Origin of the sequence: Cedecea neteri (assembly GCF_000758325.1) — a bacterium.
In the GTDB taxonomy this organism is placed as follows: Bacteria; Pseudomonadota; Gammaproteobacteria; order Enterobacterales; family Enterobacteriaceae; genus Cedecea; species Cedecea neteri_B.
In genome coordinates this window covers 1,851,377-1,872,115 of record NZ_CP009459.1, presented here as the reverse complement: position 1 = coordinate 1,872,115, position 20,739 = coordinate 1,851,377, and the positions used below count along the sequence as shown (strand labels likewise).

The window sequence follows — 20,739 nt, the reverse complement described above, 5'->3', positions numbered from 1 at the left end:
AGCCTCACCCTTTAATGACCCATTTCACCACTTTAACCCACAAATTCCCACATAAAGGAGTTTACGGAGGGGAGGAAAACCTTGTCAAGCCAGCCAGGCCGCTTACGGGAATAAATTCCCGCGCCTAAGCGATTGATAAATGGCTGGCGTGAAAAAGCCCGCAATAGCGAGGCAAAATTAACGTTATGAATATTTGAAAGAAAAAGACCAATAAACATCAACAGCGTTAAAACGACCGAATACTTGTCAGGAGAAATATTAAGTACCCAGTTTGCGACGCGGGCGGCATTTTAAGGTATTTCAAAGCGAGTGAACAGCGCCAGATGCCCGTCTGGCGCTGGCTCTGCGCAAGACAGACGTAAAGAGAGGTTGCTAATGATTAATAATCCAACATTTCTTAACAGCGGGTGTGTAACAAAATAATACAAAGAAGAGATTTATTTCTCGATGGGGATTTTTTTACCCGATTTTTCCCGCCTAATTAATTGCCTTAAAAAATAAGGGTAAATATACGGGAAAAATCTTAATTAACTTTAAGTGGCTGATAATGATCTCTTTATCAGTAACGACTTAAGCTACCCCGGCGATAAAGATTGCGGCGAATTCGGGTTAACCCAGGCTTCGGCTTACGCGGCTCATCAAGGCTTGCCAGCACCAGTTCCAGCACACGCTCAGCAACATCGCGGTGACGCTGTGCCACCGCTAATACCGGACACTGCAGGAAATCCAGCAGCTCATGATCGCCAAAGGTGGCTATCGCCAACTCCGAAGGCAGCCGCCCCTGACGGCGCAGCGTGACATCCATAACACCCTGCAGCAGTGCGAAGGAGGTTGTGTACAGCGCATCAGGCATCTCGTGAGTTTCCAGCCACTTTTCAAAAAGCTGAGCGGCAGCCTCACGCTCATAGCTGTTAGCGTAGAGATAATTGACGGTACGAGGATCGTCTTTCCAGGCAGTACGGAACCCTTGCTCACGCAGGAAGCTCACGGACAGTTCAGGTAACGCACCGAGATAAAGGATATTTTCACCGGGGAATTTCCGCAGCTCTTCAGCCAGCATTTCTGCATCGTCCTGATCGGCACCGACAACGCTGGTGAAGTGTTCGCGATCTAACGCACGGTCGAGCGCAATAATCGGGAACGAATCGTTTGCCCAACGCTGATAAAAAGGATGCTCCGGCGGCAACGAGGTAGACACAATAATGGCATCAACCTGCCGCTGCAGAAGGTGTTCAATACAGCGCATTTCGTTGTCGGGTTGATCCTCAGAGCAAGCGATCAGCAACTGATAGCCGCGCTGGCGAGCCTGACGCTCAAGGTAATTTGCTATACGGGTGTAGCTGGTGTTTTCCAGGTCTGGGATCACCAGCCCGATAGAACGCGTGCGTCCTGCACGTAGCCCGGCGGCTACCGCATTAGGGTGGTAGTTATGCTCACGTACCACCGCCATGACTTTCTCAACGGTTTTATCGCTGACGCGATACTGTTTTGCTTTTCCGTTGATAACATAGCTTGCCGTGGTGCGCGACACGCCAGCCAGACGCGCGATTTCATCCAATTTCACTGTAGCCCCTTACTCTCCAGGTGATCCATAACCATGCCCTGGCTATGGTTAACGACATTCACATCTAAGCGCAGAATAATAACTCCGGCAACCGCTTTTGCGGGGAGTTGTTTTCTAATTTGCAAAAAAAAGCCCGGCGGTGATTGCCGGGCATGTGAATTAGATCACATTAGTGACTAGCGCATGATCTTATCGCCGCGCGAAACGCCAACAATGCCCGAACGGGCCACTTCGACGATTTTGGCAACGTCGCGGATCGTATCAAGAAACGCGTTGAGTTTATCGCTGGTGCCGGCAAGTTGGACGGTGTAAAGCGTTGGCGTCACATCAATGATTTGCCCACGGAAAATTTCCGCGCTGCGCTTCACCTCTTCTCGACCGTATCCGCTGGCCTGCACTTTCACCAACATGATTTCACGCTCAACGTAGGCCCCCTGCCCCAGCTCGCTGACGCGTAACACATCCACCAGCTTATGCAGTTGCTTCTCAATCTGTTCCAGTACCTTCTCATCACCCACGGTTTGGATAGTCATACGGGAAAGCGTGGGATCGTCCGTAGGCGCTACGGTAAGGCTTTCAATGTTGTAACCGCGCTGGGAAAACAGACCAATAACCCGGGACAGCGCACCTGATTCATTTTCCAGTAATACAGATAATATCCGGCGCATAATCAGGTTCTCTCCGTTTTGCTTAGCCACATTTCATCCATACCGCCACCGCGAATCTGCATCGGATAAACGTGTTCAGTACCGTCAACTGTTACATCGACAAACACAAGTCGCCCGCCGCGCACGGTTTCCAGCGCTTCGGCAAGTTTGCTTTCCAGTTCTTCTGGCTTAGTGATACTAATCCCCACGTGGCCATAAGCTTCAGCCAGGCGAACAAAGTCCGGGAGCGACTCCATATAAGACTGAGAGTGACGGCCCGAGTAAATCATGTCCTGCCACTGTTTCACCATGCCGAGGTAGCGGTTGTTAAGGTTCAAAACCAGAACCGACAAGCCGTACTGCAGTGCGGTGGAAAGCTCCTGAATATTCATCTGGATACTGCCGTCACCGGTAACGCAAATGACCGTCTCATCCGGCAATGCCATCTTCACGCCAAGCGCGGCAGGAAGACCGAAGCCCATGGTGCCTAAACCACCGGAATTTATCCAACGGCGTGGTTTATCGAATGGATAATAAAGTGCGGCAAACATTTGGTGCTGGCCCACATCGGAGGTGACATAAGCATCACCGTTCGTCAGGCGATAAGCGGTTTCAATAACAGCCTGCGGCTTGATAGCCTGGCTATGGCGATCGAACTCAAGGCAGTGACGAGCACGCCACTGTTCAATCTGTTGCCACCAGTCCCGAATATCATCCCCGGATTGCTGAATGTCTTCCTGAGCAAGCAAGTCCAGCATTTGTGCCAGAGCTTGACGCGCATCCCCCACAATAGGGATATCCGCCGCTACTGTTTTGGAGATAGACGTAGGGTCGATGTCAATATGCAACACCGTCGCATTCGGGCAATACTTAGCGAGATTGTTAGTGGTTCGGTCATCAAAGCGAACGCCAACGGCAAAGATAACGTCCGAATAATGCATCGTCATGTTGGCTTCGTAGGTGCCGTGCATGCCCAGCATACCCAGCGACTGCCGATGTGTAGCCGGGAATGCACCCAGTCCCATCAGCGATGAGACAACCGGAATATTGAGCTTTTCAGCAAGCGTCAACAATTCTGTTTCGCAGGCTGAATTGATCGCCCCGCCACCTACATACATCACCGGTTTTTTAGCCGCAATCAGCGTCTGCAGGGCGCGCTTGATCTGCCCTTTGTGGCCCTGCGTCGTTGGGTTGTAAGAGCGCATACTGACAGCATCTGGCCAGGCATACGGCAGCTTATTCAGCGGACTCATGATGTCTTTGGGTAAATCGACCACAACAGGTCCCGGACGGCCGCTGGAAGCAAGCCAGAAGGCCTTTTTGATAATACCCGGAATGTCCTCGACCTGTTTCACCAGGAAGCTATGTTTAACGACAGGTCGGGAGATACCGACCATATCGCATTCCTGAAAGGCGTCGTAACCAATCAATGAAGTTGCGACCTGCCCGGACAACACAACCATCGGAATAGAATCCATATAGGCGGTTGCGATGCCGGTAATAGCATTTGTAGCACCAGGTCCTGAAGTCACCAGCACAACGCCGGTTTCCCCCGTAGCACGCGCCAGGCCGTCGGCCATATGCACGGCAGCCTGTTCATGGCGCACAAGCACATGATCGATCCCACCCATAGTATGAAGCGCATCGTAAATATCGAGTACTGCGCCTCCCGGATAGCCGAATACCTGCTTTACGCCCTGATCGATTAACGACCGGACGACCATCTCGGCTCCTGACAACATCTCCATGGTTTTGCCTCCAGGCTCACGTTTTTGACCGCATGCAGAAGTCATTTCCGCACCGTCGTTGCGACAGGTTGTGTCTCTGCCTGTATCATTTTTATAGGTTTAGCCCATTAACATAACCGCTCAAGATCCGTCAGGCAATTGCCCGCCAGAGCAACCTGAAGAGAAGAAATTGCACTCACCTCTATAAAAATCAGGCATAGCGGAGCGATCGACTAAATAGAGAGGGTGACTAATGACAAATATGCCAAAGATGCGGGTAAACACAGTGCATTATGTATTAATTTAGAATTAATACGCTGTGAGGGAGGGGCCACCAGAAAATGCTAAAGTACAAAATACTGCCCTTCTTACATAAGAAAGTGAAAATGGGCTGTTTAGGCCCGAGATTCCATAATACTGGTAACGTTATTGACATAAGCTTTTTGCTATCTGATTTTGCATCCACAAATGCCCCTTGTCTTGCCCGGCTGAGCCATACCAGGATAAATAACAAGTACGCTGCCTTTTGATAAAAGGCACAGGAAACACTCTTAGATTCAATTCATTAGGAACACTATCAACAAACCAGCGTGGTGTAACAGCCACCAGCCGTGTTTGTGAAACCACGTTTAATACACAGGTCATTGTCATTCCCAGGTAGACAATAGCGTTTTGCTTATTCAACGTGTCATACCATGGCGAACTGAAGGAACCAAAGCATTCAGGGGAAGCCACCGCATGTTGCTGATTATAGAAATCACGCGTCGTTAGCGGAGAAAAAAAACCAGGATGATCCTGACCAGTGACTAAAACTATTTCATCCTCAAACAGTGGGATTTTTTTAAACTCAGGCCGCGAGATTTCATCATAACAAATCAAAAAATCAACTTCCTGATAGCGCAACTGCCGCTCAATATCTTCATTGAAATAAGATTTGAAAATTAATTGAACATTCGGCACCGTATATTTCATAGTATCTAAAATACGTGACATTATTTTACTGTCCAAAGGACTGGCAACGCAAAGCGTAAACTGCCGCTTGCTCCTCAGAGGATCAAAGTCCCCTTCCGGTAGCTCATTCTGGACCATCTGTAAGGCGTCACGAATCACGTCATAAAGCTGAACCGCTCTGGCTGTTGCCTGTATATTCCGCCCATTGCGAACAAATAACTCATCGTTAAAGGTCATTTTCAACCGGGACACGGCGTTGCTGACGGCAGGCTGAGACATCCCCAACAGCCTGGCGGCACCGGTAATACTTTGTGCTCTCATCACCGTATCAAAAACAGTCAGCAGGTTTAGGTCTACATTACGTAGTCGAGGTTTTATTGCATCCAGAGTCTCCCGACTCTTATTTATTTTATGTTCCATGTTTACTCCAGTAATGAATTGAAGTCCATTCCACAATGCATAAGTTGCAAATTCCATCTTAATATTTATCAGGCAAACATCTTTTATAACGATTCAGTTAACCAGAACACTTATAATTGAAGTAATAAAAAACCTCCCAAAATCGCCAGATAAAAACCTGTAACGCATTTAGCTAATAATAAAAAACATGTCATACCAGGAACAATACATCAGTTCTATCATGCTCATAAGATAAATTTTTAAATTCAGCCTATTATCAGACGATATTGTGATCTTTAATATTAATTAATATATTAAGAAAAGGCACTTTCTCGGCATCTTTCACTGAACAAACACAACTAACCCGTCGACCCAATGCTCACCCATCCTGCCTAAAGGTTGACACCTGCGTTGAGATCAAGTACCAATAAATACATCACGAAATTGCACAGGGCTTGAAACATGAATCGCACCGTCCGCCTACTTGGTCTACTACTAAACGCATCTTATTTGCGCGGTAGACTGGTGGGCGACAATCAGCGTTGATTCAAGCCTCCAGACAGAAAAAACCCGCGCCAATGCGCGGGTTTTTTTATGCTCGTCGCGAAGGCACCCAAAGAGATAAAGGACCGAACCATGAGCCAGCAAGTCATTATTTTTGATACTACATTGCGCGACGGCGAACAGGCTTTACAGGCAAGCCTGAGCGTAAAAGAGAAGTTGCAGATCGCTATGGCGCTGGAGCGTATGGGCGTCGACGTCATGGAAGTCGGCTTCCCCGTCTCTTCCCCTGGCGATTTCGAATCCGTACAGACTATTGCCCGCAATATCAAAAACAGCCGTGTTTGCGGCCTGGCTCGCTGCGTTGAGAAAGATATCGATGTTGCCGCTGAATCCTTAAAAGTCGCTGAAGCCTTCCGTATTCATACTTTCATCGCCACCTCTCCAATGCACATCGCCACCAAGCTGCGCAGTACGCTGGACGAAGTCATTGAGCGCGCCATTTATATGGTGAAGCGCGCCCGTAACTACACCGATGACGTAGAATTTTCCTGTGAAGATGCTGGCCGTACGCCGATTGCCGACCTGGCTCGCGTAGTCGAAGCCGCGATCAACGCCGGTGCTACAACCATTAATATCCCTGACACCGTCGGCTACACCATGCCGTTTGAGTTCTCCAACATCATCACCGGTTTGTATGAGCGCGTGCCGAACATCGATAAGGCGATTATTTCCGTGCACACACACGACGATTTGGGGCTGGCCGTAGGTAATGCCATGGCGGCAGTTCACGCGGGTGCTCGCCAGGTGGAAGGCGCAATGAACGGCATCGGTGAACGGGCGGGTAACTGCTCACTGGAAGAAGTCATCATGGCTATCAAGGTGCGCAAGGACATCATGAACCTGCACACCAATATCAATCATCAGGAAATCTGGCGCACCAGCCAGATGGTTAGCCAAATCTGCAACATGCCAATTCCGGCCAACAAAGCTATCGTCGGCACCGGCGCCTTCGCCCACTCCTCCGGTATTCACCAGGACGGCGTGCTGAAAAATCGCGAAAACTACGAAATCATGACACCGGAATCCATCGGCCTGAATCAGGTACAGCTGAACCTGACCTCACGCTCCGGCCGTGCTGCGGTTAAGCACCGTATGGACGAGATGGGTTACAAAGAGGCTGATTACAACCTGGATAACCTGTACGACGCCTTCCTGAAGCTGGCAGATAAAAAAGGCCAGGTGTTTGACTACGATCTGGAAGCGCTGGCCTTCATCAACAAGCAGCAGGAAGAGCCGGAGCACTTCAGTCTGGATTATTTCAGCGTGCAGTCGGGTTCTAACGGTATCGCGACGGCATCCGTGAAGCTGGTTTGCGGCGAAGAGGTCAAGGCTGAAGCAGCAAACGGCAACGGCCCTGTGGATGCGGTCTACCAGGCCATTAACCGCATCACCGATTACAACATTGAGCTGGTGAAATACAGCTTAACCGCCAAAGGTCAGGGCAAAGACGCCCTGGGCCAGGTAGATATCGTGGTGGATTACAACGGCCGCCGCTTCCACGGCGTAGGGCTGACAACTGACATTGTCGAGTCATCGGCCAAAGCCATGGTCCACGTGCTGAACAACATCTGGCGTGCCGGTGAAGTCGAAAAAGAATTGCAACGCAAAGCTCAACATCAGAATAAAGAACAAAATCAGGAAACCGTGTAATGTCGAAAAATTACCATATTGCAGTTTTGCCGGGTGACGGTATTGGCCCGGAAGTGATGGCTCAGGCCCTGAAAGTACTGGATGCAGTTCGCAATCGCTTTGATATTCGCATCAGCACCAGCACCTATGACGTCGGTGGGGCCGCCATTGATCGCCACGGCAGCCCGCTGCCGCAGGCTACGGTCGAAGGTTGTGAACAGGCCGATGCGATTCTGTTCGGTTCAGTAGGTGGCCCAAAATGGGAACATCTGCCGCCAGCAGAACAGCCTGAACGCGGTGCCCTGCTGCCGTTGCGTAAACATTTCAAACTCTTCAGCAACCTGCGTCCAGCTCGCCTGTACCAGGGCCTGGAAGAATTTTGCCCGCTGCGCGCCGACATTGCGGCAAACGGCTTCGACATTCTGTGCGTTCGCGAACTGACAGGCGGGATTTACTTCGGCCAGCCGAAAGGCCGTGAAGGTAGCGGCATGCACGAGAAAGCTTTCGATACCGAGGTTTACCACCGCTTTGAGATCGAGCGCATTGCGCGTATCGCCTTTGAATCTGCCCGCAAGCGCCGCAGCAAAGTGACCTCCATTGATAAAGCAAACGTGCTGCAAACTTCACTGTTGTGGCGCGAAATAGTCAACGAAATCGCTAAAGAATACCCGGATGTGTCGCTGTCCCACATGTATATCGACAACGCCACCATGCAGTTAATTAAAGATCCATCGCAATTCGACGTTCTGCTGTGTTCCAACCTGTTCGGCGACATCCTGTCCGACGAATGCGCCATGATCACCGGATCTATGGGCATGCTGCCTTCCGCCAGCCTCAACGAACAAGGCTTTGGCTTATACGAACCTGCGGGTGGTTCAGCACCGGATATCGCCGGGAAGAACATTGCCAACCCTATCGCGCAGATCCTGTCGCTGGCGCTGCTGTTGCGCTACAGCCTGGATGCCGAAGAGGCCGCGCAGGCTATCGAAAGCGCCATTAATCGCGCGTTAGAAGAAGGCCACCGTACCGGCGATTTAGCCCGCGACGGTCAGGCAGTCAGCACCGACGAAATGGGCGACATCATCGCCCGCTACATCGCTCAGGGGAAATAATCATGGCCAGAACTTTATATCAGAAGTTATACGACGCCCACGTCGTGTATGAAGCCCCGGAAGAGACACCGCTGCTGTATATCGATCGCCATCTGGTGCATGAAGTGACTTCCCCGCAGGCCTTTGACGGATTGCGTGCCCATGGCCGCCCGGTTCGCCAACCGGGGAAAACCTTCGCCACGATGGACCATAACGTGTCGACCCAAACTAAGGACATCAACGCCTCCGGCGAGATGGCCCGTATTCAGATGCAGGAACTGATGAAGAACTGCAAAGAGTTTGGCGTTGAGCTGTACGATTTGAATCACCCTTATCAGGGCATCGTTCACGTTATGGGGCCTGAACAAGGGATCACCCTGCCGGGCATGACCATCGTGTGCGGCGACTCCCATACCGCGACTCACGGCGCATTCGGCGCGCTGGCTTTTGGGATTGGGACTTCCGAAGTTGAGCATGTCCTGGCAACGCAGACCCTGAAACAGGGTCGCGCGAAAACCATGAAAATTGAAGTTCAGGGCAAGGCAGCTTCGGGGATCACGGCCAAAGATATCGTGCTTGCCATCATCGGCAAAACCGGCAGCGCAGGCGGCACCGGTCACGTGGTTGAATTCTGCGGCGATGCTATTCGTGCGCTGAGCATGGAAGGTCGCATGACGCTGTGCAACATGGCTATCGAAATGGGGGCAAAAGCCGGGATTGTTGCGCCGGATGAAACCACCTTCGAATATGTAAAAGGCCGTCTGCATGCGCCAAAAGGGGCTGACTGGGATGAAGCCGTCGAGTACTGGAAAACCTTCAACACCGACGAAGGCGCGAAATTTGACACTATCGTCACCTTAGACGCCGCCGACATTGCTCCGCAAGTGACCTGGGGAACCAACCCAGGCCAGGTGATTTCTGTTACCGACAATATCCCTAACCCAGAATCTTTCAGCGATCCGGTTGAGCGTGCATCGGCAGAAAAAGCGCTGGCTTACATGGGCCTGAAACCAGGTATCCCGCTGACCGAAGTGGCTATTGATAAAGTATTTATCGGCTCCTGCACCAACTCACGTATCGAAGACCTGCGTGCAGCAGCTGAAGTCGCCAAAGGCCGCAAAGTCGCGCCTGGCGTGTTAGCTATGGTTGTGCCAGGCTCCGGACCGGTAAAAGCTCAGGCCGAGTCTGAAGGGCTGGATAAGATCTTTATCGAAGCCGGTTTTGAGTGGCGTTTGCCGGGTTGCTCCATGTGCCTGGCCATGAACAACGACCGCCTGAATCCTGGCGAGCGTTGCGCCTCCACCAGCAACCGTAACTTTGAAGGCCGTCAGGGCCGCGGTGGGCGTACTCACCTGGTCAGCCCGGCGATGGCAGCCGCAGCCGCCGTTTCCGGTCATTTCGCCGATATTCGTACACTGAAATAAGAGGAACCACCATGGCAGAGAAATTTATCCAACATACCGGCCTGGTCGTTCCGCTGGATGCGGCGAACGTCGATACCGATGCCATTATCCCGAAGCAGTTTTTGCAGAAGGTCACCCGTACCGGTTTTGGCGCACATCTGTTTAACGACTGGCGTTTTCTGGACGATGCAGGACAAGTCCCTAACCCGGAATTCGTGCTGAACTACCCGGAATTTAAAGGTGCCTCAATTCTGCTGGCGCGCGAAAACTTCGGCTGCGGTTCATCTCGCGAGCACGCCCCGTGGGCATTAACCGACTACGGTTTCAAAGTGGTGATTGCGCCAAGCTTTGCGGACATTTTCTACGGCAACTCGTTTAATAACCAGCTGTTGCCGGTTATCTTGAGCGATGAGCAGGTGGATGAGTTGTTCAAACTGGTCGACGCCCAGCCTGGCATTAAGTTTGTCGTCGACCTGGAAGCCCAGACGGTTCAGGCGGGCGAGAAGCGTTATACCTTTGAGCTGGATAGCTTCCGCCGTCACTGCATGTTGAACGGCCTGGACAGCATCGGCCTGACGCTGCAGCACGAAGCCGCTATTTCTGGCTACGAGCAAAAACTGCCGGCATTTATGCGGTAGTACATTTTCCCCTCTCACCCATGAGAGGGGAAACTCTTAAACGTTCTTAACCCGGCTAGTCAGGAACAGCGCGACCACCGCAAGCGCCGCCATCAGCCAGTAAACGGAATAGTGACCAAAACCTTCTGCCAGCGCCCCTTGCAGTATCCCGGCCAGAATCACGCCCGTTGAAATACTGTTGGTGAATAACGTCGTCGCAGAACCGGGCCTTCCCGGCATCAAATCCTGGAACCACAGCATACCTATCCCGGCGATGATCCCGATAAACACCGCATTGAACAACTGTAAGACCACCAGCGCCGCTTTAGAGTGAAACAGGGTCAGCCCGACATAAAACAGGACACCCGCAGCCACGGCCGCGACCATCATGTTACGTTTTCCAAAGCGCTTCACGTAGTAGCCAGCGAGGATCATCGCGGGGATCTCCAGTCCTGCCGCCGTGCCCATTAATAATCCCGCCAGCTCATCCGGCAGCCCGAGATCCTGGCTTATCCACAGCGGCATATCGATGATGTACATGGTGTTGCAGGTCCACATCAGCATTGAGGCGATAAACAGCATCCGTACATTGCTGTCTTTCCAGCCGCTGACCTGCGTTATCGCCACCTCTGCGGGCTGTTCAACTCTCGGCACGGACGGCAACGCGAAAATAATCAGCGCCAGTGAAATGACAAATATTCCGGCAGCGATAAGGAACATTGTGGTAAAGCCGTATTTCAGCGCCAGCATAAAAGAGAGCGGCGGCCCGATAACCCACGCCAAAGAAAGTTGCGCACGCATGATCGAGCTAAACATCACGACTTCACGGGCGGAACGATCGGCGTATTCACGCGCCAGGGCAAAGATCTGCGGCATTGCTGTATTGGCTACCGAAGCAAACATCACGCCAAGCGTAATCAGCGTCAGATAATGACGATTGAAGGCAAAAAGAACGCTGTTTGCCACCGCCATCACGCAGCACACCATAATCAGCCTGCGCCGGTCGCCCCGACTGTCCGACCTTTTGGCCAGCAGCAAACTGACGCCAATCCCGGCAATCGCATTCACGGTATAAAACAAACCTACCCAAAACGGCCTCACTTCGACTTCTCGAGTTAAAAAGAGGCTAAGCGTCGGAGCTTGTAGCGCCCCGGCCACGCCAATCATAAAAGAGACGGCCATAAAGGCGGCGTATACAGGGTTAAAACGGCGTGCGCGGGTCAAAAACCAGAGCATGGAATGTCCTTAAAAGGAGATGTAGTCCGAGGTATTTGTTAAATGCGTAAAGATTAAACGAAAAAAGCCAGCAGTAAACAGCTGCTGGCCGGTGAAAAGCACCAATACTCAGTCACACATGAGTCGGCGCGTTGGCGTTCTCGGGCATCGGGGTTGTAACCTCCCACTGCATCAAGTCTTCGAGCATCCTTAGTCTTTGCTCCACCGTCAGGCGAGCCAGCCATCCAGAGCAAACAAACTGTGTTGCGGCAAAGTACTGTTGGAAAAACTTCGCAGGTGATGACCGCTTCATAAACACCTCCTCGCTTCATCGAGGATGATTATTGGCGTAATATAGGGAAAGTTAAATTGATGAGTTTCCGCCAGGAGTTCCTCTTTTATGTCTTCGTCTCGCCTGCAACAACAATTCATCCGCCTGTGGCAATGCTGCGAAGGCAAACCTCAGGAAACCACGCTGAATGATTTAGCGGATTTGCTGAGCTGTTCCCGCCGCCATATGCGTACGCTGCTTAATGCTATGCAGGAAAAAGGCTGGCTTAGCTGGCAGGCGGAAGCCGGACGAGGCAAGCGCTCGCAGCTCACTTTCCTCTATACCGGGCTGGCGCTTCAGCAGCAGCGGGCGGAAGATCTGTTGGAGCAGGATCGCATCGATCAGCTAGTCCAAATCGTCGGCGATAAAGCCGCTGTCCGCCAGATGCTCATTTCTCATCTTGGCCGCAGCTTTCGCCAGGGTCGACACATTCTGCGTGTCCTTTACTATCGGCCGCTGCTGAATCTGCTGCCCGGCTCGGCGCTTAGGCGCTCCGAAACCCACATTGCCCGCCAGATTTTTAGCGGCCTGACGCGTATAAATGAGGAAAATGGGGAACTCGAAGCGGATATTGCTCACCATTGGCAACAAATATCCCCTTTACGCTGGCGTTTCTTCCTGCGCCCCGGCATCCATTTTCACCATGGGCGTGAGTTGGACATGCTGGATATTATCTCTTCCCTACAGCGCATCAACGCCCTGCCGCTTTTTGCTCATATCACGCAAATCACTTCACCGACGCTCTGGACGCTGGATATTCACCTTAGCCAGCCGGATGACTGGCTGCCGTGGCTGCTGGGCAGCGTCAACGCCATGATCCTGCCGCGAGAATGGACAACGATGACAAATTTCGCCAGCCAGCCTATCGGCACAGGCCCCTATTCCGTCGCGAGAAACAATCGTAACCAGCTAAAGATCCACGCGTTTGATGATTACTTTGGCTTCCGGGCGCTCATTGACGAGGTCAACTTTTGGGTATTGCCGGAAGTTGGCGAGGAGTCCAGCTGCGGCGTGCAACTCCAGGGCATGCCGGACAGCGAAAAAGCCGTGGAAAGCCGCCCGGAAGAAGGCTGCTACTACCTGCTGTTCGACAGCCGATCCAGCCTGGGCATCAATGAAGACGTGCGCCAGTGGATTGGGCATATCCTCTCCCCGGTTAACCTTATCTACCGCGCTACCGAGCAGTATCAGCAATACTGGTTCCCGGCTTATGGATTGCTCCCGCGCTGGCACCATTCGAGGCCCGGGCCATTGCTCCCTAAACCTGCTGGACTTGAGAGCATTACGCTCACCTACTACCGTGACCACGTCGAGCACCGGGTGATCAGTAGCATCATGACCGAATTACTGGCGGAACAGGGCGTGAAGCTGGTTGTACAGGAGATAGACTATGCTGAATGGCATCAGGGCGAGGCCGAGAGCGATATCTGGCTGAACAGCGTGAATTTCACCATGCCGCTGGAATACTCCCTGTTTGCCCAGCTTTACGAAGTCCCACTGATTCAAAAATGCATCCCTGGCGACTGGCAGGGCGATGCCCGTCGCTGGCACAGCAAAACGCTGGCCCTGCCGGAATGGTGCAAGCAAATGCTGGAGCGCAATGATGTTATCCCATTGATTCACCACTGGTTGCGCATTGAAGGCCAACGCAGTATGCGCGGGGTGCGGATGAACACGCTAGGCTGGTTTGATTTCAAGTCCGCCTGGTTTGCCCCACCGGGCCCATAACGCTTTCGTAACATGACTTCCGTAACCCAAAGGAAATCAGTAGAATCCTCCCTGCTCAACGGGGTGCCAGGACAGTTTGTCCGCGCTGAGATAATACCCGTCGAACCTGATCCGGATAACGCCGGCGAAGGGATTTGAGACACTCAACTCAATTCCTTTGCCCCCTTTTACTGAGGTGCAAAGTGTTCAAAAAGTTTCTGCCGCTGCTGGCGCTCGCCGCCATGCCCGTTTTCGCTAAACCTGTATTAACCGTCTACACCTACGACTCATTCGCCGCCGACTGGGGCCCTGGCCCGGCGGTGAAGAAAGCCTTTGAGGCCGACTGTAACTGCGAGCTGAAATTTGTGGCGCTGGAAGACGGCGTTTCTTTGCTAAACCGCGTGCGCATGGAAGGCAAGAACAGCAAAGCAGATGTCGTGCTGGGGCTGGACAACAACCTGGTAGAGGCCGCCACGCAAACCAAACTGTTTGCGCCCTCTAACGTCGAAAACGCCACTCTTCAGGTACCCGGCGGCTGGAAGAACAGCACCTTCGTACCTTACGATTACGGCTACTTTGCTTTCGTTTATGACAAAAACAAGCTAAAAAACCCGCCAAAGAGCCTGAAAGAACTGGTTGAAAGCGACCAAAAATGGAAGGTGATTTACGAGGATCCGCGCACCAGCACCCCAGGACTTGGCCTGCTGCTGTGGATGCAAAAAGTGTACGGCGATAAAGCCCCGGAAGCCTGGCAAAAGCTGGCGAAAAAAACCGTCACCGTCACCAAAGGCTGGAGCGAAGCCTACGGCTTGTTCCTCAAAGGGGAAGCCGACCTGGTGTTGAGCTATACCACCTCCCCGGCCTACCACATCATTGAAGAGAAGAAAGACAACTACGCCGCCGCGGATTTCAGCGAAGGGCATTACCTGCAGGTTGAAGTCGCGGGCCGGCTGGCGAACAGCAAACAGCCTGAACTCGCCGAGAAATTTATCAAATTCATCGCCACACCGGGTTTCCAGAACACCATTGCTACCGGCAACTGGATGTATCCGGTAACCAACGTGGCGTTACCGGCTGGCTTCGACAGCCTGGTGAAACCGCAAACCACGCTGGAATTTACTCCTCAGCAGGTAGCCACCCAGCGCGCAGCATGGATCAATGAATGGCAACGCGCCGTCAGCCACTAATACCAGGCTGGCTGTATCCAGGGCTATTTGCCGCGACGCTGGTCGTGGCGGTAGCCCTGGCGGCTTTTCTGGCGCTCTGGCTTAACGCTCCGCAGACGGATGTCTTTGCCCTCTTACAGGACGGCTATCTTTGGCACGTCCTGCGTTTCTCCTTCTGGCAGGCCTTTCTTTCCGCCGCACTTTCCGTTTTCCCGGCAATATTTTTAGCCCGTGCGCTCTACCGCCGCCGTTTTCCTGGCCGGTTGGCGCTGCTGCGGCTTTGCGCCATGACGCTGGTGCTACCGGTGCTGGTCGCCGTCTTCGGCATTCTTTCCGTTTATGGGCGAGAAGGCTGGCTGGCAACGCTCTGTGGCCGGCTGGGCTTTGAATGGCACTTTTCCCCTTATGGCCTGCAGGGCATTCTGCTGGCGCACGTCTTCTTTAATATGCCGATGGCGACCCGCCTTCTGCTGCAGGCGCTGAACAATATCCCTTCTGAACAGCGCCAGCTGGCGGCACAGCTGGGGATGCAGGGCTGGCATTTTTTCCGTTTCGTCGAATGGCCCTGGCTGCGTCGACAAATACTCCCGGTTGGCGCCCTGATTTTTATGCTTTGCTTCGCCAGCTTCGCCACCGTGCTTTCTCTGGGCGGCGGCCCGCAGGCCACCACCATCGAACTGGCCATTTTCCAGGCACTCAGTTACGACTACGATCCGGCCAAAGCGGCGCTGCTGGCGCTGCTACAAATGGCGTGCTGCCTGGGGCTAGTGTTGTTGAGCCAGAAGTTAAGTAAAGCGATTCCTGTCGGCGTCAGCCAGCTTCAGGGCTGGCGCGATCCGCAGGATTCTCTGCGCCGAAAACTTAGCGATGGCCTGCTTATTCTGCTCGCCCTGCTGCTACTGCTCCCGCCGCTGCTGGCGGTAATGGTCGATGGGATTAACGGCAGCATGGGCAGCGTGCTGCGGCAGCCTGCGCTCTGGAACGCGCTCTGGACTTCACTGCGCATTGCTATTGCTGCCGGGCTTATCAGCGTGATCCTCACGCTGATGCTGCTTTGGAGCTCGCGTGAACTTCGGCTTCGTAACCAACGCTTCGCCGGGCAGGCCATTGAACTTAGCGGCATGTTGATTCTGGCGATGCCGGGTATCGTCCTCGCCACCGGCTTCTTCTTGCTGCTAAACAATACCGTGGGCTTGCCGCAATCCGCCGATGCGATTGTTATTTTTACCAATGCGCTGATGGCGATTCCTTACGCCCTGAAAGTGCTCGAAAACCCCATGCGAGACGTGGCGGAACGCTACTCCCAGCTTTGCCAGTCGCTGGATATCAGCGGCTTTAATCGCCTGCGATTTATTGAGCTAAAAGCGCTGAAACGCCCGATAGCCCAGGCGCTGGCCTTTGCCTGCGTCCTGTCCATTGGCGATTTCGGCGTGGTGGCGCTGTTCGGTAATGAAGACTTCCGCACGCTACCCTTCTGGCTGTATCAGCAGATCGGCTCTTACCGCAGCCAGGACGGCGCGGTCACAGCGCTGCTCCTGCTACTGCTTTGTTTTCTGCTGTTTACCTTGATTGAAAAACTTCCGGGGCAAGATGCTAACTCTGACTGATGTAACCTGGCTGTACCAGCACTTACCCATACGCTTTTCCCTGAAGGTTGCGGCGGGGGAACGAATCGCCATCCTGGGGCCAAGTGGGGCGGGAAAAAGTACGTTACTGAGCCTGGTCGCCGGATTCCTGGCGCCTGCCAGCGGCAGCATCGTCATCGACGGCGTGGATCACACCCGGACACCGCCTTCAGCTCGCCCGGTTTCCATGCTCTTCCAGGAAAATAATCTGTTTAGCCATTTGACCGTCCGGCAAAATATCGCCCTGGGCATGCATCCGGGCATGAAACTTGATGAAGCCCAGAAGCTGCGGTTGCAGGAAATAACGGAACGCGTGGGGTTAACTGACATGCTGGATCGTCTGCCGTCTCAGCTTTCCGGCGGCCAGCGGCAGCGCGTTGCCCTGGCCCGCTGCCTGGTTCGTCAGCAGCCCGTTTTACTGCTGGACGAACCTTTCTCGGCGCTGGATCCGGCGCTGCGCAAAGAGATGCTGCAGCTGCTCGACGAGCTGTGCCGGGAGCAACAGCTGGCGCTGCTGATGGTCTCTCACAGCATTGAAGATGCCGCCCGCATTGCCAGCCGCAGCATCGTGATAAAAGACGGGCGCATTGCATGGGACGGCGAAACGGGCACGTTGCTTAGCGGGGAGGCAAGCGCCTCCGCGCTGTTGGGGATCGGTAGTTAGTGCGACAGCACCTTCCGCAGGATGTCCCAGTAAACCGGCATCAAGGGATGCTGCAGCAAGGCCACAAAACTGCCAATGCCCACCACAAGCATAAGCGGAGCCAGCCAGTTTAGTCGGGCCTGCGGTAAATAGCGGGCCAGTCGATCTGAGCCACGCTTACCGCTGCGATACCAACGCCAGCACAGCCACACGGCCAGCCAAAGCAGTAAAGCCACCGCCAAAAGCAGCCACTTGAAGCTGGCGCTTTTCATATCCGCGGGAATATCTATAGCTGCTCCGGCAAGGATCCCCGGCAAAAAGTAGAGCGGCGGCCAGAGCAGGCAACCGATGATATTCGGCGGCAGAAACTTGGCCAGCGGTAAATCCAGCATGCCTGCAACCATCGGCACCAGCGGGCGCGTAGGGCCAACAAAGCGCCCAACCAGGATCGTAAACATGCTGTGCTGATGCAGCGCGTGTTCGGTTTTATCCAGCAGGGCCTTATTCTTCTTCATAAATGACCAGCGGTGCAGCGGCCCTTTGAAACGCTGCCCAAGCCAGAATGAGATCCAGTCGCCCAGCAGACAGCCGACGATCCCGGCGCCCCAGGCATAATAAAAGTTCACCTGGCCACTGCCGATCAACGCCCCCAGTCCGGCCATCATCACCGTGCCCGGCAGGATGAGTCCTACCAGCGCCAGCGACTCAAGAAAAGCCACCAGCATCACCGCGATAAGCGAATATGCCACTGACTGTGTAATAAAGTGTTCCAGCAAGGATTCCATAGGCTTTCCGTCGATGAGCGAGCGGGCGATTCTCCAGAATTAACGTGACAGGCGTCAAGGTCTCATTTCTATGAATAAAGAATAGACGGTAAAGTTCCGGACAATTCGCACGCCAGGCCAACAACACTGTATATAAATGCAGTAAATAACGGTTGTTTGCGCTATAATCGAAACACTTTTCCTGAGAGAGAATGCAGCGTGTCTCAAGCTCGTCAGGGGTTTCTGCTGACCAGGCACTGGCGAGACACCCCGCGCGGTACCGAAGTCGATTTCTGGCTGGCCACGGACGATGGCCCGCTTAAGGTGCGCCTGCCGCCTCAGGAATCCGTGGCCTTTATTCCCCAGCCGCAGCTAGCCCAGGCGCAGCGTCTGTTAGCCGGTGAAAACCAGTTCCGCCTTACGCCGCTTGAACTCAAAGACTTCCATCGCCAGCCGGTGGCGGGCCTGTATTGCCAACAGCACCGCCAGTTAATGCGTCTGGAAAAACTGCTGCGCGACGGCGGCGTGACGGTTTATGAGGCGGATATTCGCCCCCCGGAGCGCTTCCTGATGGAGCGCTTTATTACCGCGCCAGTCTGGTTCAGCGGCCATCCTCAGGGCGACGTGCTGCTGGATACCCGCCTGAAGCCCGCCCCGGAATACCGCCCGCCGTTGAAATGGGTCTCGCTGGATATCGAAACGAATCGACACGGCGAGCTGTACTGCATCGGCCTTGAAGGCTGCGGGCAGCGCCACGTCTATATGCTGGGGCCTGAAAACGGCGATGCTGCTGGCCTGGACTTTACGCTGGAATATGTCGCCAGCCGCCCTTTGCTGCTGGAGAAGCTGAATAGCTGGTTTGCCGAGCACGATCCCGATGTGCTGATCGGCTGGAACGTCGTGCAGTTTGACTTGCGCGTGCTGCAAAAAATGGCCGAGCGCTACCAGGTTCCGCTTCGTCTGGGCAGGGGTAACAGCCTGCTAGAATGGCGTGAGCACGGCTTTAAGCAAGGCGTTTTCTTTGCCCAGCTTGCGGGCCGGGTGATTATCGACGGCATCGAAGCGCTAAAATCGGCGTTCTGGAATTTCTCTTCGTTTTCGCTGGAAACGGTCTCCCGTGAACTTCTCGGTGAAGGGAAGTCGATTGATAATCCCTGGGATCGTATGGATGAGATCGACCGCCGCTTTGCCGAAAACAAACCCGCTCTGGCTACCTATAATCTCAAAGACTGCGAGCTGGTAACGCGCATTTTCCACAAAACGGAGCTGATGCCTTTCCTGCTGGAGCGGGCGACGGTCAACGGGCTCCCGCTGGATAAACACGGCGGCTCGGTAGCGGCTTTCAGCCACCTTTATTTCCCGCGTATGCATCGCGCAGGCTATGTCGCCCCCAATCTGGGTGAGGTTCCACCTCAGGCAAGCCCCGGCGGCTATGTGATGGATTCGCGCCCAGGGCTGTATGACTCAGTGCTGGTGCTTGATTATAAAAGCCTGTATCCGTCGATTATCCGCACTTTCTTAATCGATCCGGTCGGCCTCGTCGAAGGTACAGCCCAGCCAGACGTGGCGCACTCCGTGGAAGGGTTTATTGGCGGCTGGTTCTCCCGCGACAAGCACTGCCTGCCCGAGATCGTGAGCCAGATCTGGCATGGCAGGGACGAGGCAAAGCGCCACGGTAACAAACCACTCTCTCAGGCACTCAAGATCATCATGAATGCTTTTTACGGCGTACTGGGCACCAGCGCCTGTCGCTTTTTCGATCCCCGTCTGGCCTCGTCGATCACCATGCGTGGCCACGAGATCATGCGCCAGACGAAAGCCCTGATTGAGTCCCAGGGCTATGACGTCATCTACGGCGATACGGACTCCACCTTTGTCTGGCTGAAAAAGCCCCATAGCGAAGAAGACGCCGCGCAAATTGGCAGGAAGCTGGTTGAACACGTAAACGGCTGGTGGCGCGAACACCTGAAAACGACGCAGAGCCTGGAATGCGCCCTGGAGCTGGAGTACGAAACACACTTCTGCCGCTTCCTGATGCCTACCATTCGGGGAACGGACCAGGGCAGCAAAAAGCGCTACGCCGGGCTTATTCAGGAAGGCGAAGAACAGCGCATGATATTTAAAGGGCTTGAAACAGTGCGCACCGACTGGACGCCCCTCGCCCAACAGTTCCAGCAAACGCTCTATTGGCGAATTTTCCGCGGCGAGCCCTATCAGGACTACATCCGCGAGACCATTGCCAGCCTGATGGCGGGTGAGCTGGATTCACAGCTCATCTATCGCAAGCGTCTGCGTCGCCCGTTAAGCGAGTACCAGAAAAACGTGCCGCCTCACGTTCGCGCGGCAAGGCTTGCCGATGAGCATAACCAGCGTCTGGGCAGGCCTGCGCAATACCAGAACCGCGGCACGATAAAATACGTCATGACCCTGAGCGGCCCGGAACCGGTTGATTATCAGCAGTCTCCGCTGGATTATGACCACTACCTGACTCGCCAGCTGCAGCCCGTCGCAGAGGGGATTTTGCCCTTCCTTGAGGACGACTTTGCTACACTGATGACGGGGCAGATGGGGCTATTTTAAATAATCCTCAACATAACTCAGCTTACGGCGAGGCGCTAAGAGCGTGCTGCCAGCGCCGCCGTAATTTGAAGCATGACGAGTGCGTGACGAATCCGTTGCCATCCAGTACCATAGCG

General features: G+C 53.8%; 17 protein-coding genes and 1 riboswitch. Of the genes, 10 read left to right on the top strand and 7 right to left on the bottom strand.

Features of this window, described 5'->3' with window-relative positions; translation table 11 throughout:
• Positions 1–559 precede the first annotated feature (559 nt).
• The 4 genes from cra to leuO all read right to left on the bottom strand — a co-directional run bounded on the left by cra (position 560) and on the right by leuO (position 5,309).
• Entirely contained in the window at positions 560–1,564 is a 1,005-nt protein-coding gene (gene cra, locus LH86_RS08860; RefSeq protein ID WP_008461770.1) for a catabolite repressor/activator, read from the bottom strand.
• 176 nt (positions 1,565–1,740) lie between these two features.
• Entirely contained in the window at positions 1,741–2,232 is a 492-nt protein-coding gene (gene ilvN, locus LH86_RS08855) for an acetolactate synthase small subunit (protein WP_039300404.1), read from the bottom strand.
• A gap of 2 nt (positions 2,233–2,234) precedes the next feature.
• On the bottom strand, positions 2,235–3,959 hold the full coding sequence (gene ilvI / locus LH86_RS08850) for an acetolactate synthase 3 large subunit (RefSeq protein WP_039300401.1): 1,725 nt from the start codon (positions 3,957–3,959) through the stop codon (positions 2,235–2,237).
• A 405-nt stretch (positions 3,960–4,364) separates the two neighbouring features.
• A complete protein-coding gene (leuO, locus tag LH86_RS08845; RefSeq protein WP_039300398.1) occupies positions 4,365–5,309 on the bottom strand; it encodes a transcriptional regulator LeuO in 945 nt (314 codons plus the stop codon).
• A 441-nt stretch (positions 5,310–5,750) separates the two neighbouring features.
• On the opposite strand from leuO, the gene leuL reads away from it, so the two are divergent.
• The 5 genes from leuL (at position 5,751) to leuD (ending at position 10,613) form a co-directional block, all read left to right on the top strand.
• Positions 5,751–5,834, top strand: a complete 84-nt coding sequence (gene leuL, locus LH86_RS23015) for a leu operon leader peptide (RefSeq protein WP_139827388.1) — start codon at positions 5,751–5,753, stop codon at positions 5,832–5,834.
• A 90-nt stretch (positions 5,835–5,924) separates the two neighbouring features.
• Positions 5,925–7,502 carry a 2-isopropylmalate synthase gene (gene leuA / locus LH86_RS08840; protein WP_008461762.1) on the top strand — a complete coding sequence of 526 codons (1,578 nt, stop codon included), beginning with the start codon at positions 5,925–5,927 and terminating at the stop codon, positions 7,500–7,502.
• Positions 7,502–8,593: a 3-isopropylmalate dehydrogenase gene (gene leuB, locus LH86_RS08835; protein ID WP_039300394.1), complete on the top strand. Its 1,092-nt coding sequence runs from the start codon at positions 7,502–7,504 to the stop codon at positions 8,591–8,593. Before leuA ends, leuB begins: the two co-directional genes overlap by 1 nt.
• Positions 8,594–8,595: 2 nt before the next feature.
• Positions 8,596–9,996 carry a 3-isopropylmalate dehydratase large subunit gene (gene leuC, locus LH86_RS08830; protein WP_039300391.1) on the top strand — a complete coding sequence of 467 codons (1,401 nt, stop codon included), beginning with the start codon at positions 8,596–8,598 and terminating at the stop codon, positions 9,994–9,996.
• A gap of 11 nt (positions 9,997–10,007) precedes the next feature.
• A complete protein-coding gene (leuD, locus tag LH86_RS08825; RefSeq protein WP_039300388.1) occupies positions 10,008–10,613 on the top strand; it encodes a 3-isopropylmalate dehydratase small subunit in 606 nt (201 codons plus the stop codon).
• Positions 10,614–10,649: 36 nt separating this feature from the next.
• Here the strand turns inward: leuD and LH86_RS08820 are convergent, their stop codons facing one another.
• A complete protein-coding gene (locus tag LH86_RS08820; RefSeq protein WP_039300385.1) occupies positions 10,650–11,828 on the bottom strand; it encodes a sugar efflux transporter in 1,179 nt (392 codons plus the stop codon).
• A 112-nt stretch (positions 11,829–11,940) separates the two neighbouring features.
• Positions 11,941–12,120, bottom strand: coding sequence for a glucose uptake inhibitor SgrT (gene sgrT / locus LH86_RS08815; protein WP_008461749.1), 180 nt, complete (start codon positions 12,118–12,120; stop codon positions 11,941–11,943).
• An 87-nt stretch (positions 12,121–12,207) separates the two neighbouring features.
• Here sgrT and sgrR point away from each other — a divergent pair, with 87 nt between their 5' ends.
• From sgrR to thiQ, 4 genes are all read left to right on the top strand, one after another.
• Positions 12,208–13,866, top strand: a complete 1,659-nt coding sequence (gene sgrR, locus LH86_RS08810; protein WP_039300383.1) for an HTH-type transcriptional regulator SgrR — start codon at positions 12,208–12,210, stop codon at positions 13,864–13,866.
• 49 nt (positions 13,867–13,915) lie between these two features.
• Positions 13,916–14,017, top strand: a riboswitch (TPP riboswitch).
• Positions 14,018–14,048: 31 nt separating this feature from the next.
• Positions 14,049–15,032 carry a thiamine ABC transporter substrate binding subunit gene (gene thiB, locus LH86_RS08805; protein WP_039300378.1) on the top strand — a complete coding sequence of 328 codons (984 nt, stop codon included), beginning with the start codon at positions 14,049–14,051 and terminating at the stop codon, positions 15,030–15,032.
• On the top strand, positions 15,008–16,618 hold the full coding sequence (gene thiP, locus LH86_RS08800) for a thiamine/thiamine pyrophosphate ABC transporter permease ThiP (protein ID WP_039300375.1): 1,611 nt from the start codon (positions 15,008–15,010) through the stop codon (positions 16,616–16,618). Before thiB ends, thiP begins: the two co-directional genes overlap by 25 nt.
• Complete coding sequence (gene thiQ, locus LH86_RS08795) at positions 16,602–17,300, top strand: thiamine ABC transporter ATP-binding protein ThiQ (protein WP_039300374.1); 699 nt, start codon at positions 16,602–16,604, stop codon at positions 17,298–17,300. The genes thiP and thiQ overlap by 17 nt, the downstream gene beginning before the upstream one ends.
• Here thiQ and LH86_RS08790 read toward each other — a convergent pair.
• Positions 17,297–18,064 carry a DedA family protein gene (locus tag LH86_RS08790; protein ID WP_039300371.1) on the bottom strand — a complete coding sequence of 256 codons (768 nt, stop codon included), beginning with the start codon at positions 18,062–18,064 and terminating at the stop codon, positions 17,297–17,299. The genes thiQ and LH86_RS08790 overlap by 4 nt on opposite strands.
• 198 nt (positions 18,065–18,262) lie before the next feature.
• On the opposite strand from LH86_RS08790, the gene polB reads away from it, so the two are divergent.
• Positions 18,263–20,623, top strand: coding sequence for a DNA polymerase II (polB, locus tag LH86_RS08785; RefSeq protein WP_039300368.1), 2,361 nt, complete (start codon positions 18,263–18,265; stop codon positions 20,621–20,623).
• The last annotated feature ends 116 nt before the right edge of the window (positions 20,624–20,739 follow it).

What these genes read in the sequence shown, in the direction of transcription:
- leuL (WP_139827388.1), top strand. Translation starts at nt 5,751, where the DNA reads ATGAATCGCACCGTCCGCCTACTTGGTCTACTACTAAACGCATCTTAT.
- ilvN (WP_039300404.1), bottom strand. Translation starts at nt 2,232, where the DNA reads ATGCGCCGGATATTATCTGTATTACTGGAAAATGAATCAGGTGCGCTG.
- sgrR (WP_039300383.1), top strand. Translation starts at nt 12,208, where the DNA reads ATGTCTTCGTCTCGCCTGCAACAACAATTCATCCGCCTGTGGCAATGC.
- thiQ (WP_039300374.1), top strand. Translation starts at nt 16,602, where the DNA reads ATGCTAACTCTGACTGATGTAACCTGGCTGTACCAGCACTTACCCATA.
- ilvI (WP_039300401.1), bottom strand. Translation starts at nt 3,959, where the DNA reads ATGGAGATGTTGTCAGGAGCCGAGATGGTCGTCCGGTCGTTAATCGAT.
- sgrT (WP_008461749.1), bottom strand. Translation starts at nt 12,120, where the DNA reads ATGAAGCGGTCATCACCTGCGAAGTTTTTCCAACAGTACTTTGCCGCA.
- leuB (WP_039300394.1), top strand. Translation starts at nt 7,502, where the DNA reads ATGTCGAAAAATTACCATATTGCAGTTTTGCCGGGTGACGGTATTGGC.
- leuO (WP_039300398.1), bottom strand. Translation starts at nt 5,309, where the DNA reads ATGGAACATAAAATAAATAAGAGTCGGGAGACTCTGGATGCAATAAAA.
- leuC (WP_039300391.1), top strand. Translation starts at nt 8,596, where the DNA reads ATGGCCAGAACTTTATATCAGAAGTTATACGACGCCCACGTCGTGTAT.
- thiP (WP_039300375.1), top strand. Translation starts at nt 15,008, where the DNA reads ATGGCAACGCGCCGTCAGCCACTAATACCAGGCTGGCTGTATCCAGGG.
- leuA (WP_008461762.1), top strand. Translation starts at nt 5,925, where the DNA reads ATGAGCCAGCAAGTCATTATTTTTGATACTACATTGCGCGACGGCGAA.
- leuD (WP_039300388.1), top strand. Translation starts at nt 10,008, where the DNA reads ATGGCAGAGAAATTTATCCAACATACCGGCCTGGTCGTTCCGCTGGAT.
- LH86_RS08820 (WP_039300385.1), bottom strand. Translation starts at nt 11,828, where the DNA reads ATGCTCTGGTTTTTGACCCGCGCACGCCGTTTTAACCCTGTATACGCC.
- LH86_RS08790 (WP_039300371.1), bottom strand. Translation starts at nt 18,064, where the DNA reads ATGGAATCCTTGCTGGAACACTTTATTACACAGTCAGTGGCATATTCG.